Here is a 14,320-nt window from a genome sequence, read left to right on the forward strand (position 1 = left end):
AAACACCGCTTACTTGACGATGACGATCCGGGTGTTGGCCGGGCCGAAGACCTCGACAAGCTGGTAGAAATCGGCGGCATTGTCCGGATGCAGCCGCACGCAGCCATGTGAGGCCGGCTGTCCCAGGCGCTTGACGGCATTGGTCGCATGCACGGCGTAGCCGCCCTTGAAGAAGACCGAATGCGGCATCGGCGCGTTGTCGTATTTCTTCGAATACCACATCTGGTGCATGCGGGTCGGCCTGAACGAACCGGTCGGCGTGACATACCCCCTAGCGCCGGTCGAGACCTTCCAGGCGAAGGTCGGCCGGCCGTCGACCAGGACTTCCATGGTCTGCTGCGAAAGCGAGACCCGCGCCACGATCTTGTTGGCAGCTTGCGCAGCGCCATTGCCGGCGCCGAGGAGAAGGGCCGCACCCGTCAGGGCGGCCGCGGTGATATGGATGAGCTTGGCGGAAATGGTAGTGCGCATGATGTCCCCCTGTTTGCCGGACATGGCCGGTTCCAATTCGATGACCGGCTTATCGTTGGCGCGTGTTTCGAACCGATTTCGCAGGATATGCGTTTCTGTTTCGAATCTGTTTCCTATGGTTAACGCAAGCGGCCCGCTTGGTACAGATCTTTCGAAGTGGCACCCGAAGCAAACAGCGCTGGCTGCCGTTGGGCTGGCAAACGGAAGATGCCAGCTAACTTTAAGCGAAAACTCGCTTTTTCCCTCATATGAAAAGAAATCGACCTCGCTCGAAACCAACCTGCAACAAAGCGCGGCGTGGGGCGGCATGACACGGATACAGGCCAGCCGCAGATTTGACCCAACGGAAACAGCTGGCGCCAAACGAAAGATGGCACGAAATTGAAAGCGGTCCTGTTTCCCGCCACGGTCTGGATCTTTTCCAGCCTGCGCGTCAACCGGCTCAAGGCCCTCTGGCGGGTCGGTTTTGGGCTGAAGCAGATGCGCGGCCCCTCCGGCAACTTGCAGCCGAGAGGACCGAAGGCCCGCGCCGCGACGGGGGGCTCCGCTGGCGGCGCGGGCACTTCGGGAGGTATCCCGAAGCATGGACGTATATCTGAATTTGGGGAGTGGATAAGATGAACACGAAATTTGCAGCTTCGGTGCTTTCCGCACTGCTCTATGCGCAGGGCCTGCTCGGCTTTGCCGGCCTTGTCACCGTGCTTCTGAAGGATCGCGCCCAGGCGACCGAATTCGTCATTGCCAGCGAGATGGGACCCAGCGAAGTGCCGTCAGGTCCGTTCGTGGTGCGTTGAGCGCCACGGCCTGTGGACAGCAGGTGGCCACCCTGCTCTCAATCCGCGATGAACTACCCTCAATCGCCGAACTGCGTCGGCGGATCGAACCGGTAGCCCGCACCACGTATGGTGGTGATGGTTTCGGTGTCGAGCTTGCGGCGCAGCCGCACAATGCGCGAATCGATCGAGCGATCGAAGGCATCGGCATTCTCGGCGGGCGCGGCGGCAATGATGTCGTCGCGCGTCAAGACCTTTCGCGGACTGGCCAGGAACAATCTGAGCAGCGCCACCTGACCCGGCGACAATTGTTCTTCGGTGCCGGAGCGATGCATGACCATGGCCGACCGCAGGTCGACCGTCGCGTTCTCCAGCACCACCAATTCCCCGGCACTCCTGCCGCGCCGTGTCAGCAGGCCGCCGATACGGGCTGCGAGTTCCCTGACGTTGAGCGGGCTCTCGACAACGTCGGCGGCGCCGAGTTCAAGCGCCAGCACCTTGTCGACGAGATCGGCCGGCCGGCAGATCAGGATGAAATCCGGCCCGTCCTCGCCGCCATGGCGCCTGAGCAGATCACGCCCTTCCGCCTGACTGAGGCTGTCGCCAACGACGACGACATCGATGCCCTTTTCGGAAAGCAAGGATTCGGCTTCCCACGGCTGCCGCACCGCGCGCACGTCATGACCGCGCCGTTCGAGATGGTCGGCGAGATCGGCCGCGACCACTTCGGCGACCGAAATAAGCGCGATGATGGATCGTGCAGCCATCTTTTCCCATCCCCTGCAACCGGCAACCCAAGATGAGTGCTGGACATGATGTTTATACCCAATCTACTTTCCGCTGAAAGCGGGAGCGAGAGCATAGTGCAGGCACGAATTATCGTCGTCGAGGACGAGCCCGATCTGAGGGACGCGGTCGCCGAGTATCTCGGCGCCAGCGGCTACGATGTCGCTACAGCCGAAAGTGCCGCCGCCGCGCGAACCGTGCTGGAAACGCAGTCGTTTCATTTGGCCATCCTCGACATCGCGATGCCCGGCGAGGACGGCCTGTCGCTCGGCCGCTGGCTGCGCTCGAAAATGCCGATCGGCATCATCTATGCCACCGCCGCCGGAACCGCGCTCGACCGTATCGTCGGGCTGGAGCTTGGCGCCGACGACTACGTCGTCAAGCCTTATGAGTTGCGCGAGGTGCTGGCGAGGGTCCGCAGCGTGTTGCGCCGCGTTCCGCAGCCGACCGAGCCGCAGGGTGCCAAGGCCGAAACGACTGCCAAGCGCCGTTTCATGAGCTTCGGCTCCTTCCATGCCGATCTCGACGGCAGGTTCGTGACCGGCGCCGACGGAACGGTCGTCGACCTGGCCAAGAGCGAATTCGACGTGCTGGAGGTTTTCCTGACACGCGCCAACCGGCTGTTGACGCGTACGGCGATCTCCGAGGCGATCGGCTTCGTGGAAGACTCCGAATCGTCACGCGCCGTCGACATCCGCATCATGCGGCTGAGAAAGAAGATCGAGGCGGACCCGGCCAATCCGAAATTCCTGCGCACGGTGCGCGGCGAGGGCTATATCTTCTCGCTGCCCACCGGCGAAAGTAACTGAGCCGGGCGACCGACTGGTATCCGTCCAGCCAGGGTGTCACTCTGGCTTGGTACGACTCTGAAATAACGGCTGACCATGACGGCTGAAGCAGCACGCACCGATATGCAGAGCGTCAGGCAGGGCGCGGCGATGGCGGCCGTCCGTGTCGTTCGCCAGCTCCGGGAAGCTGGCGACTGGCAGCGCGAAATGGACAGCATCCTTGAAACGCTCTGCGGGGCCATGGATTGCCAGCGCGGCATCCTGTTTCGGCTGCGCGAACTGCCCGGCCAGGGCTTTGCCCAGTCGGTCGCGGCCCACTGGATCGACCCCAGATTTGGCGGCGAGTTGGCAGCGCCGACGGTCATCATGCAGTCGGTCGTCAATTCGGACCCGCTGCTGGAACGGTTGGCGGAGGATGAGCGGCAAGGCAAGATCTTCGCCGGACACACGCGCGACCTCGAAGGCTTTCTCAGAACCGATTTCGAAAAGCAGCACATCAAGTCGTTTCTGTCGGTGTCGGTCTTTGCGCATGGCCATCTGTGGGGCACGCTGGCGGTCAACGACTGCGTGAACGAGCGCGAATGGACCGAGGAGGAAGAGGCGACCCTGCACATCGTAGCGCTGGCCATCGGCGACGCCATCGAGAGATCGCTTTCCGACGCCCATGCCAGCGAAGTGATCCGCCGCACCATGCTGCAGGCCTCTCTCGATGCGATCATCGTCATCGATGAAACCGGCTCGATCATCGAATTCAATCCGGCCGCCGAAAAGATGTTCGGCTACCGGCGCAGCGACATCCTCGGCAAGGACCTGCTCGACACCGTCGTTCCGGAGTATTATCGCAAGGGCTACGTGTCCGGTGCTGAATACATGTCGGGCCGCGGCGCGCCGATGGTTGGCCAGCGGCTGGAGACTGTCACCCAGAACGCGGCTGGCGAGGTCTTTCCGATCGAACTGACGGCGACCGAGATGCGGGTCGCCGACCGCCGCCTGATCTTCGGCTCGATCCGCGACTTGCGCGACAAGCTCCGCGCCGAGGAGGAGATCGGCCGCCAGCGCGAAAAGCTGCATCAGAACGAGAAGATGGCCGCCATGGGCTCGCTGCTCGCCGGCGTGTCGCATGAACTCAACAACCCGCTTGCGGTGGTCGTCGCCCAATCGACACTGTTGCATGAATTCGCTTCCGACCCGCAGACCAAGGTGCGCGCCGAAAAGGTGCGAGCTGCCGCCGAGCGCTGCGGCCGTATCGTCAAGAGCTTCCTCTCGATGGTCCGCCTGCATCCCGAGACGCAGGCCGAGACCGACCTCAACCAGGTGGTCCGCGCGGCACTCGAAGTGACCGCCTACGGCGCCAGGTCAAGCGGCATCATCATCGACACCGATTTCGCCAACGGTCCGCTTCTGGCCTTGGCCGATGCCGACCATGTGACGCAGGTGGCCGCCAATTTCCTCATCAACAGCCAGCACGCTTTGGCAGGCGTTGCCGGCGACCGGCTGATCAAGGTCCGTACGTTTCGCGGCGACCGCGGCAATCCCGGATTCTCGGTCGAGGACAACGGGCCAGGCGTGCCGGAAGCGATACGCTCCCGCATCTTCGAGTCCTACTTTACCACCAAGCCGGTCGGCGTCGGCACCGGCATCGGCCTGTCGATCTCGAAATCGATCATCGAACGGCACAAGGGCAATGTCTGGTTCGAGGAGGTTCTGCCGAGGGGGGCGCGTTTCGTCGTCCAGTTGCCGGCGATCGCCGCCGGCGCCGCCACCGCCGGCGACAGCCCGGCGCGCTCGAGCGGATTGCGTCACGCGCTGATCATCGACGACGAGCCGGATGTTGCCGCCTCGCTCTCCGACATTCTGGAATTGATGGGCATCAAGTCGCGGATCGTGCCCGCCTGGACATCGGCCGCCGCGACCTTGACCGGCTACATTCCGCCGGACATCGTCTTTTCCGATCTGCGCATGCCCGGCACCAGCGGCATCGCCATTTATAGCGAACTGCTCGCCGAAAAGCCGGATCTGGCGCGGCGCTTCGTACTGGTCACCGGCGATCTGATCGGCGCGAAAGCCGAGATCGAGGCATTGCCCGCACCACAGCGGCCGCAGATCCTGGAAAAGCCGTTCAGCACGCTGGATGTGCGCGGCGTGCTCTCGGCCATTGCCGATCAGGTCGCGTTGGGCAGGTAGAGCCCAAAGAAAAAGCTCCCGACCGACGATGCGGCGGGAGCCTGACTGAGCGCTGGAGGACGCTCAGGGAGCTGTCAAAAAACGTTCGGCGTATTGGTCAGCGGTGCGGCGTTGGCAATGGTGCGGACCACGCGAGCCTTGTGAATGCCGGCTTGCTCGGCGATGACGCGCAGACAGTCCGCGCTCTCGGCGCCCCAGGCTTGCCCTTTGCAGGCAAAATCGATCTCCGGCATCGGCAGGCGCGCGGTCTTAGTCGTGGTCGGCGCGCCGTCGACGATGTTTGCTGGCGGGTTCAATGAAACGAAGGCTGGACCAACCGTCGGCGCGAACGCCATGCCGACGAATGCGGCGGCGCCCAGCATCACGAACAACGCCATCGGATGGTCGTTTGCGCGCCGGCGCAGCGCCAGCCTCGGCCGCCGGTCGTTGCGCTCAGGCGCCTGCAGGCGGCGGTCGTTATAAGCAGTCTGGATTTTCATATGCATCACCGTCCCCTTCGTTAGTTTTCCTTTGCACTTGAAACGAACTTAGTCGCACCTTGTAACCGGCCAGCGATGCTGCGTATCCGGCCATGTAACAGGCAGGAAACCAACGTCTCTTGGGCGCTCTCGGTCAAAATCGGTCACAAATCGGGCAAGAAGGTCGCTTCGTGCTTGCCGACCGCGGCGAGAAAAGGCGAGCCAACCCGCGCATCATCGGTAGGTCTCCGAAACAGGGCGGTGCAGGGCGCCTATCTGTCTACCTGGAGAGTCCTGTTTCCACGCAGCCTTCCATCGCTCAAGCCGAGATGGGATGCCGATGCGAACCTTGGGCTAACACACGGAATTTTCGGGATTTCTCAAGCCCTGAGCATTTGAAACTCCAACCAAGAACGCTGGGCGATTTTGCATCAGAAATCATTCATATTCACACAAGCCATTGCATTTAAATGATAAATATGATCTTATTGAATAATCGTTCAACAAGAGAAGAGCCACTCATGAACCCGCACTTCCGTGACGTGGCGATCCCCAACGAATGGGACCGGCGGGGTCTGCCGGGCTGGAGTTATCATTCCGACGCCCTGCTCGAACTCGAGAAAGAATACGTCTTCCGCAACCACTGGCAGATCGCCGGCCATGCCTCCGACCTGCCGAATACCGGCGACTATCTGACCATGGATGTGGTCGGCGAGCGGGCACTGATCGTGCGCGGCAAGGACGGCGTCGTGCGCGCCTTCAACAACATGTGCCGCCATCGCGGCAGCCGCGTCGTCGCCGGCAGCCAGGGCACCTGCAGGAACGCTCTGGTCTGTCCTTTCCATGGCTGGGTCTACAACCTCGACGGCACGCTTCGCGGTGCTGCCCGTCCACGCTCCTTCCCCGATCTCGACAAGACCGAATTCGGCCTGACGCCGCTCGATCTCGAAATCTGGATGGGCTTCATCTTCATCCGCTTCCGCAAGGGCGGCCCGCAGCCGTCGGTGGCCGAGCTCTTGAAGCCGATCGAGGCCGAGATCGCCCACTATGGTGTCGCCGAGATGCTGCCGTCCTGGGGCGTCTGGACCCAGAAGAGCCCGGTCAATTGGAAGTCGGTGCGCGACGTCGACAACGAAGGCTACCACGTCGCCATGGCGCATCCCGCGTTGCAGGATCTTTACGGCGCGACCTATTTCGATGAGCCGTTCATCAACGGCGTGTCACGCTCCTTCGCCACCTACAACCCGCACGCCGGTCGGCGCTGGAGCGTCGGGCAGTACATCAAGATCGCACCCGAAGCGACGCATCTGCCGGAGCACCTGCGCAAGGCTTGGATCTACTACGGCATCTTCCCGAACAATGTCCTGTCGGTCATGCCGGAATCTGTGCAGTTCTATCAGGAATTCCCGCTGTCGACCGGCGAGACGCTGTTGCGCGGCGCCATCTACCGCTATCGCGACGAAACCAGGGAGCAGGCGGCGGCACGTTATCTCTCCTACCGTATCGATCGCGACACCATGAAGGAGGACGTGCAGCTTTCCGTGTGGTCGAACGAATCCATGCTGTCCGAGGCCTTCGAGGGTTTTTATCTCTCGGACCTCGAATATGGCGTACGTACCCACCACGATCATTTGCGCAAGCAAATCCCCGTGCTCGGGCTGGAGACGACACCCGAGGAAAAGGATATGTGGGCCCTGAACGAGGCGCTGCGGTCGCGGGGGTAGGAAGCGAGACTGCGCAGCTGCCAATCTCCCCCTCAAGCGGGGAGATTCGCCCGCCTCATCCCCGCCACACGCCCTCTTTCCGCAAGTCGTCCATCGTCCGCGAAATGCCCTCGCGCAGGATCGACACCATGTCGTCGATCTGGTCGCGCGTGATAATCAGCGGCGGCGACATCACGCACATGTTGATCAGCGGCCGGACCAGCAGGCCAAGCTCATGGCAATGCGCATCGATGCGCTTGCCGACATCCTTGTCGAGCTGCAGCGGATCTTTGCTTTCGCGATCGGCGACGCATTCGACGCAGCCCATCAGTCCCAGGCCGCGCACCTCGCCGATCAGCGGCAGTTGCTCGAGCGTCTTCAGTTGTGCCTGAAAATAGGGCGCGACGTCGCGCGTGTGGGCGAGCACGCTTTCTTCCAGGATATCGAGGTTCTTCAGCGCCACGGCGCAGCCGACCGGATGGCTGGTGTAGGTCAGCCCATGGCCGAACATGGCGTCCGGATGGTTTGAGCGGCGCAGTTCCTCGAGCAGCCGTTCCGAGATGATGACGCCGCCAAGCGGGAAATAGCCCGACGTGACGCCCTTGGCGAAGGTGATCATGTCCGGGTCGATGCCGAACATATCGCCGGAAGCAAAGACATGGCCGAGCCGGCCGAAGGCGGTCACCACCTCGTCGGAAATATAGAGAATGTCGTTGTCGCGGCAGACTTCGCGGATCCGCTTGAGATAGCCGTCCGGGGGCACGACGACGCCTCCCGATGCCTGCACCGGCTCACCGACGAAAGCACCGATCCGCTCAGTGCCGACGCGGGCGACCGTATCGCGGAACTCATCGACCAGGGCATCGGTGAAAGCGGCAATACTCGTGCCTTTCGGGCGGCGGAACGGATCGGGCGACGACAGCTTGACCACCAGATCGTCGGCGCCGTCCATCCAGTCGCGATCCCGCGGACGCCCGTTGAGCGAGGCCGACAGATAGGTCGAGCCATGATAGGCGCCGCCCCTGCTCACAATCAGCTTCTTCTCCGGACGGCCGCGCACATTGTTGTAGAACTGCATGAAGCGAAGCGCCGTCTCCACGGCCGAGGAGCCGCCCGTGGTGAAGAAGACATGGCTGAGATCACCAGGCGCATGACCGGCGATGCGCATGGCGAGTTCCGCGGAAGGCGCGTTCATCGTATACCACGGCGTGTTGTAGGACAGCGCCATCGCCTGGTCGTACATCACCCGCGCCAGCTCCTCGCGGCGGTGGCCGATATTGATGCACCACATGCCGGCCGGCCCGTCGATTAGCCTTTTGCCAGCGCCGTCCATGATGTAGATGCCATCGCCTTGGCCGATCAGGGTGCGCGCCTCGTTGCCGACTGAGCCGGCGAACGGCCAGGGCTGGACAAGGTGGCGCTTGGCCAGTTCGACCGCATCGGCGTTGTCAGTCCCAGCCGTTTCAGTCGCCCTTAGATCTCTTGCAGCCGCCATCGTCGCCTCGCATCGTTTCGTCGCAAATTTCATCGGACACGAAGCGCGGCGCCAAACACCGGAAAAATCGGCTTTCTTTTGCGTCATTTTGAATGTCCGTTCAATCAATATTGCAGAAATAGCGCTTGATTTCAATCCGCGGATGCGCGCATGATGAAAGAAAGCTGGCAAGCTGGGAGAGCGATCGGCAAAGTACCATTGGCTTTGCGTTCGATCGCGCTCCAAGCATAAAATTGGGAACAAGCGCCGGCACTGGAGCAACGTGCGTCCAATTGGACGCACAAAGTAGGCTCTGGCACTTTGAATCTACGCATCGTGCTTTTCGGGCCGATGCGCTAGCCAATGGGACGCCGCATGGCAGGACAATCCGCGCCAGCAACCGAGATCACGGCCGGGGCCCTGCAAATGATAGCGGCCTTGCAATGACGGCGGCTGCGGAAGGGTCGCCCGCGTTCGGCATGACGCGGGCTAAGCGAAACGCCCTTCTGCAGTCCGAACCCGTCCAGGGCTTCGCCCTGATCAGCCCGACCTTTCTCTACGCGCTCATACTTCTGGTCCTGCCGATCCTGGTGGTCATCGCGCATTCCTTCTGGACGCAGAACTACCTCACCATCGATCGCACCTTCACGCTGGAAAACTACCGCGCCGCGCTGACCGAGCCAATCTATCGCGACCTGCTCTGGCGCTCGCTCTACATCGCGCTGATGGTGAGCTTCTTCACCGTGGCCCTCGCCTACCCGATCGCCTACTTCATTTCGTTCCATGGCGGCCGCCACAAGAGTCTGTGGCTGTTCCTGATCACCATCCCGTTCTGGACCAGCTACCTGCTGCGCGTCATGTCATGGAAGGTCATTCTCGGCTACAATGGCGTGCTCAATTCCGGCCTGATGGGCCTTGGCGTCATCGACGAGCCGTCGACGGCGCTGCTCTACAACTCGAGCGCCGTCATCATCACCCTGACTCATGCCTGGGCGGCCTTCGCCATCCTGCCGATCTTCGTGTCGCTGGAAAAGGTCGACCGCACGCTGGTCGAGGCGGCCACGGACCTCGGCGACGGTCCCATCCGTTCCTTCCTGCGCGTGACGCTGCCGCTGTCGGCGCCCGGCATAATCTCGGCGGCGCTGATCGTCATGATCCCGACGGTCGGCGACTATGTCACGCCGAAACTTGTCGGCGGCAAGGACGGCGTCATGATCGCCAACGCCATCCAGGCACAGTTCGGCAAGGCCTCGAACTGGCCGCTGGGTGCAGCACTCTCCGTCACCACCATGCTGATCGTGACGCTGATGGCTGGCGCCACCGTGGTGGTCATCCGCGCGGCCCAGAGGCTGGCGCGATGAGGCTGACGCGATGACGACAATGCGGCGCTTCCTGGCCAGCGGCTGGCTGTCGGCCTATGCGTTCCTCTATGTCGTGTTCCTCTATCTGCCAGTCGTCTTCCTGCCGATCTTTTCGGTCAACACCGCCGCGACGCCGAAATTCCCGCTCTCCGGCTTCACGCTCAAATGGTACGAGGACCTGCCGCGCACGCCGGCACTGCTTGACGCCACCTGGAACAGCCTGGTCGTCGGCGTGTCGGCCTCCATCCTGTCCACCGTGCTTGGCATCCTCGCCGCCCGCTCGATCACGCGCTACCGCTACCCCGGTCGCCGCGCCATCAACGGCCTGATCATGGCGCCGCTGGTGCTGCCCGAAATCATCGTCGCCATCTCCCTGCTCTTGGTGATACTGCAACTGGGTTTGAGCCTGTCGCTGTTCACCATCGTGCTTGGCCATGTCCTGGTCTGCATCCCCTATTCGATCACCGTGCTGACCGCCGGCTTCGAGGGCTTCGACCGCAGCCTGGAGGAGGCCTCCGCCGATCTCGGCGAGAGCGCCTTCGGCACGTTTCGGCGGGTGACGCTGCCGATGGTGGCGCCGGCGATCATCTCCAGCCTGCTCGTCTGCTTCACCATTTCGCTCGATGAGTTCATCATCGCTTTCTTCCTGACCGGCACCGACGCGACGCTGCCGATCTACATCTGGGGCCAATTGCGCTTTGCATCGAAGCTGCCCGGCGTGCTGGCGCTGGGCACGCTCTTGCTGGTTGCCTCCTTCCTGCTGTTGACCATCGCCGAAATCCTGCGCCGCAGCGCGGCCAGACGCACCCGGAACGAGGGAGGCCTCCATGCCTGAGCGGCCCCAAGCCGAACGACCCCAACTCGAACGACCCCAACTCGAACGGCCAATGATCGAGATCCGCAACGTCACCCGCAGCTATGGTTCGTTCAAGGCGCTGGACGACGCCTCGCTGGTTATCAAGGAGGGCGAATTCTTTTCGCTGCTCGGCCCGTCCGGCTGCGGCAAGACCACGCTGTTGCGCATGATCGCCGGCTTCGACAATCCGACCAGCGGTTTGATCTCGGTCGACGGCCAGTCGATGCAGGGCATCCCCGCCAATCGCCGGCCGACCAACATGGTATTCCAGAGCTATGCGATCTTCCCGCATCTCAATGTCGAGCAGAACGTGGCCTATGGGTTGAAGCGGCTGAAGCTGGCAGGATCGGAAGAAAAACGCCGCGTCGAGGAGGCGCTGGCCCAGGTCTCGCTGACCGGCCTTGGCAAACGCCTCGCCACCGAGCTTTCCGGCGGCCAGCGGCAGCGCGTGGCACTGGCCCGTGCGCTGGTGATGCGCCCCAAGGTGCTTCTGCTCGACGAGCCGCTGTCGGCGCTCGACAAGAAGCTGCGCGAGCAGATGCAGGTCGAACTGCGTCGCCTGCAGCAGGCGGTCGGCATCACCTTCGTCCTGGTCACGCATGACCAGTATGAGGCGCTGGCGATGTCGGATCGCATCGCCGTGATGTTCGGCGGCAGGATCGCGCAGGTTGCATCGCCCAAGGAGATCTACCAGCGGCCGGTCAACCGCCAGGTCGCCGACTTCCTCGGCGGCATGAATTTCGTCAAGGCCGAGATCGTCGAGGAGAACGGCGCTTCGCTCGTTGTCGACACGCTGGGCTTCGGCCGCGTCAAGACCGACAAGCCGAAGGCTTTCGTCCGCGATGGCCGGGCCGCCACGCTCGGCATCCGTCCTGAGCGTCTGCGCGTGTTGTGGGACAACGCCACGGCGAAGTTCGAGGTGTCTGGTAAGGTCGTCGAGCGCCATTACTTCGGCGAGATCACCCATCTGATCGTCGAGATACCGGGATTGGAAAAGCCGCTGTCGGTAACCGAAACCAACGATTTCGGCGCCGATGACATCCCCGTCGGCACCTCGGTCCGCCTCGCCTACGACCCCGATGCGCTGGTGGCGATGGCGGATTGAAATCCCCGGATGATCTTTCCTGCAGCAATGCGCCCCGCAACAACAGCACCTTCGATGTAGCCCGGGAATGACGGCGACAGTTCCGACGAGGCAAAATGCACCGGTGGTGCGCCGGCCAGGACTATCCGTTCGGCATCGGTTGCCGTCGCATCGACGATAAGATCGCTGTAGCCGCCGCCGCTCCAGCGATCGTCCGTCCAGTCGCGATAGCTGAGATCGAGCATGTTGGCGGCCTCGGCGCCGAGCGCCTCCTCCAGCCTCGTCGTCACCTCAGCGCGCAACGCCGCGTCGCCGAGCTCACGCCAGCTCAGGGCCAGCGGCCCGCCGACGAAGACGACCAGCGCGGCATGGTCGCTGTCCTTGCTGACGTCGCAGGCAAACAGCCCTGGCAGATCGCGCCACATCACCACGCCGCTCAAGCCCTTGTCGCGCCAGAAGGCGCTGGAATAACGCGCCAGCACCTTGATCACCGCGCCGCTTTGCCAAACGCCGAGCGCCCTTCCCAGGCCAGCCGGCAGTGGCGGTGCAAAGTCCAGTTTCGAGGCCGTCATCGGCGGCACGGCGACCAGTGCCATCCGTGCTTCGATCGAGCCCGTCGCCGTGACCAGGCTAACCCCTTCCGGCCGGTGCTCGATGGTCTCAACCGGCGTGCTCAGCCGCACACGATCGCCAAGATCGCTGGCCAGATCGTCCGCCAGCGACTGCATGGTTTCGCGCACGAAATATTGCAGCTCCGACCCCTCGTTGGTGATGCGGCGATCATTGTCGATCAGGTGCCACAGCGGCAGTTTTTCGAGCCCTTGGCACCACAGCCCTTCGATCATCGAACGGAAAGCAGCCTTGGCCTCGTCAGGATCGGTCTGGCGATCGAGCCAGGCGGCGACGGTCAATCCGGCAATGGCCGGATCGTCCGGCGCAACCGCGTTCATGCGGTCGCGGATCGCCATGGAGGCCTCGTAGGTTCGCTCGGCTTGCCGCGCGCTCATCCGCGGCTGGGTGACGAATTCCCCCTCGACATAGGTCTCGACCAGTGTCTTGCCGCTCGCCTGCAGCAGCGCCATCAGTTCCGGCATATCCTCGCACAGGAACTGGCCGCCGCTGTCGAACCGTTGGCCGAGCCCGTTTCGCCCGGACTCCACGCGCCCGCCGACACGATCGCGCGCTTCGAGCAGCACGAAATCGATACCGGCCTTCTTCAGTTCATGCGCAGCCGACAGGCCGGTGAAGCCGGCGCCGACGATGACGACGTCGGTTCTTTCGATCCCGCTCTTCAATAGCCGGCCTTGATCTTCTCGAACTCCTCGATCATCCGCTGCTTGAGCTCCGAGGGCACCGGCGACTGGAACAGCGTCTTGTCGACGAATTTCTGCACGTCGTCGTAGCCCTTTTCCCTCAGCATAGCCTGATCGACACCGGCCATGCCCTTGGCGTTGGCCTGGCCGTAACCCCAGTCCGTGACAAGGACCTTGGCGACTTCGGGATCGTTGATTGCGTTCAGATAGTCATAGGCCTTGTCGGTGTTGCCCGGCGCGTCCTTGAACAGCACGTAGCCGCAGACCCAGGTCGAAATGCCTTCGTCCGTGTCCTTCTTGGCCTTGATCGGCACGCCGGCGGCGACCGACTGCACCGTCGCGTCGTTCCACGCCCAGGCAAGGTCAACCTCGCCGCCGCCCAATTGCTGGACGATGTCGGTGCTGTCGGTCCAGTAGGCGCGGACATTCTTGTGCACCTGGCGCAGGAAGTCGGACGCCTGCTTGAACTGGTCATCCGTCATCTTGGTCCAGTCCTTGAGGCCGATCGCCAGCGAGGCCAGCGCATAGGCGTCGTCGACATTGTCGCCGATAGAGACCCTGCCCTCGAACTTGGGATCGGCGAAGGCCTTCAGCGAACGGACATCCTTTTCGTCCACCTTGTCGGAATTGTAGGTGAGCTGCGTGTTGCCCCAGTCCCAGGGCATGAACCAGGCCTTGCCGTCAGCGGTGGTGGCGAGATCCTTCATCGCCATGATGCCGGGATTGAGGTCGCTCCAACCGGATATCTTCGAGGTGTCGAGCGGTTGCAGCAGACCCGCCTCGCGCCATTTCACCACGCTTTGCGAACAGGGATGGCCGAGATCGGCCTTGAAGCCGGAGCGGGCCTTTTCGAATGCCTCGTCCTCGTCGCCAAAGAAGGTGAAGGTCGGCGAGTCGCCATTCTTCTCGACGTATTTCTGGTGGAAACCGGGGTCCTCGTAGCCGGACCAGTCGAACACGATCAGGTCCTTGTCCGCGGCAACCGCAAGCGCTGCGACTGAGGCCGCCAGCGTTCCTGCCAGCGCCAATGTCAATGTCAGGCGTCGGGTCATGGTCTTCATTGCTGTTC

The 14,320-nt window shown here is 62.7% G+C and carries 14 protein-coding genes; 8 read left to right on the plus strand and 6 right to left on the minus strand.

The features are described 5' to 3' along the window. Nucleotides 1-9: 9 nt before the first annotated feature. Nucleotides 10-471 (minus strand): L,D-transpeptidase, encoded by a 462-nt coding sequence (locus tag EJ066_RS04145; RefSeq protein ID WP_126035167.1) that lies wholly within the window; start codon nucleotides 469-471, stop codon nucleotides 10-12. Between EJ066_RS04145 and EJ066_RS04150 the strand changes: the two genes are divergently transcribed. Then, entirely contained in the window at nucleotides 464-856 is a 393-nt protein-coding gene (locus EJ066_RS04150) for a hypothetical protein (protein ID WP_126035169.1), read from the plus strand. The two genes, EJ066_RS04145 and EJ066_RS04150, sit on opposite strands and share 8 nt — an antisense overlap. Before the next feature lie 232 nt (nucleotides 857-1,088). Beyond that, complete coding sequence (locus EJ066_RS31250; protein ID WP_189644428.1) at nucleotides 1,089-1,265, plus strand: hypothetical protein; 177 nt, start codon at nucleotides 1,089-1,091, stop codon at nucleotides 1,263-1,265. 59 nt (nucleotides 1,266-1,324) lie between these two features. Here the strand turns inward: EJ066_RS31250 and EJ066_RS04160 are convergent, their stop codons facing one another. Next, nucleotides 1,325-2,011, minus strand: a complete 687-nt coding sequence (locus EJ066_RS04160) for a response regulator transcription factor (RefSeq protein WP_126035173.1) — start codon at nucleotides 2,009-2,011, stop codon at nucleotides 1,325-1,327. Between the two features lie 96 nt (nucleotides 2,012-2,107). Here EJ066_RS04160 and EJ066_RS04165 point away from each other — a divergent pair, with 96 nt between their 5' ends. Continuing rightward, nucleotides 2,108-2,839: a response regulator transcription factor gene (locus EJ066_RS04165; RefSeq protein ID WP_245455071.1), complete on the plus strand. Its 732-nt coding sequence runs from the start codon at nucleotides 2,108-2,110 to the stop codon at nucleotides 2,837-2,839. Nucleotides 2,840-2,914: 75 nt separating this feature from the next. Beyond that, nucleotides 2,915-5,002 carry a PAS domain S-box protein gene (locus tag EJ066_RS04170; protein WP_189644429.1) on the plus strand — a complete coding sequence of 696 codons (2,088 nt, stop codon included), beginning with the start codon at nucleotides 2,915-2,917 and terminating at the stop codon, nucleotides 5,000-5,002. A 74-nt stretch (nucleotides 5,003-5,076) separates the two neighbouring features. On the opposite strand, the gene EJ066_RS04175 is transcribed toward EJ066_RS04170, so the two are convergent. Further along, complete coding sequence (locus EJ066_RS04175) at nucleotides 5,077-5,379, minus strand: hypothetical protein (RefSeq protein WP_245455072.1); 303 nt, start codon at nucleotides 5,377-5,379, stop codon at nucleotides 5,077-5,079. Nucleotides 5,380-5,981: 602 nt separating this feature from the next. On the opposite strand from EJ066_RS04175, the gene EJ066_RS04180 reads away from it, so the two are divergent. Further along, nucleotides 5,982-7,184, plus strand: a complete 1,203-nt coding sequence (locus EJ066_RS04180) for an aromatic ring-hydroxylating dioxygenase subunit alpha (RefSeq protein WP_126035179.1) — start codon at nucleotides 5,982-5,984, stop codon at nucleotides 7,182-7,184. A gap of 55 nt (nucleotides 7,185-7,239) precedes the next feature. Here the strand turns inward: EJ066_RS04180 and EJ066_RS04185 are convergent, their stop codons facing one another. After that, the gene (locus EJ066_RS04185) at nucleotides 7,240-8,658 is read right to left on the minus strand and encodes an aminotransferase (protein WP_126035181.1); all 1,419 of its coding nucleotides are present in this window, start codon (nucleotides 8,656-8,658) and stop codon (nucleotides 7,240-7,242) included. A 422-nt stretch (nucleotides 8,659-9,080) separates the two neighbouring features. On the opposite strand from EJ066_RS04185, the gene EJ066_RS04190 reads away from it, so the two are divergent. Genes EJ066_RS04190 through EJ066_RS04200 form a run of 3 tightly spaced genes read left to right on the plus strand, consistent with a single transcriptional unit; the run spans nucleotide 9,081 to nucleotide 11,959 of the window. Further along, nucleotides 9,081-9,998: an ABC transporter permease gene (locus EJ066_RS04190; protein ID WP_126035183.1), complete on the plus strand. Its 918-nt coding sequence runs from the start codon at nucleotides 9,081-9,083 to the stop codon at nucleotides 9,996-9,998. A gap of 10 nt (nucleotides 9,999-10,008) precedes the next feature. Then, complete coding sequence (locus tag EJ066_RS04195; RefSeq protein WP_126035185.1) at nucleotides 10,009-10,833, plus strand: ABC transporter permease; 825 nt, start codon at nucleotides 10,009-10,011, stop codon at nucleotides 10,831-10,833. Nucleotides 10,834-10,885: 52 nt separating this feature from the next. Then, nucleotides 10,886-11,959 (plus strand): ABC transporter ATP-binding protein, encoded by a 1,074-nt coding sequence (locus tag EJ066_RS04200; RefSeq protein ID WP_126035188.1) that lies wholly within the window; start codon nucleotides 10,886-10,888, stop codon nucleotides 11,957-11,959. On the opposite strand, the gene EJ066_RS04205 is transcribed toward EJ066_RS04200, so the two are convergent. Further along, nucleotides 11,923-13,233 carry a flavin monoamine oxidase family protein gene (locus tag EJ066_RS04205; protein ID WP_126035190.1) on the minus strand — a complete coding sequence of 437 codons (1,311 nt, stop codon included), beginning with the start codon at nucleotides 13,231-13,233 and terminating at the stop codon, nucleotides 11,923-11,925. The genes EJ066_RS04200 and EJ066_RS04205 overlap by 37 nt on opposite strands. Beyond that, a complete protein-coding gene (locus tag EJ066_RS04210; protein WP_126035192.1) occupies nucleotides 13,230-14,312 on the minus strand; it encodes an ABC transporter substrate-binding protein in 1,083 nt (360 codons plus the stop codon). The genes EJ066_RS04205 and EJ066_RS04210 overlap by 4 nt, the downstream gene beginning before the upstream one ends. Between the last annotated feature and the right edge of the window lie 8 nt (nucleotides 14,313-14,320).

Origin of the sequence: Mesorhizobium sp. M9A.F.Ca.ET.002.03.1.2 (genome assembly GCF_003952365.1) — a bacterium.
In the GTDB taxonomy this organism is placed as follows: Bacteria; Pseudomonadota; Alphaproteobacteria; order Rhizobiales; family Rhizobiaceae; genus Mesorhizobium.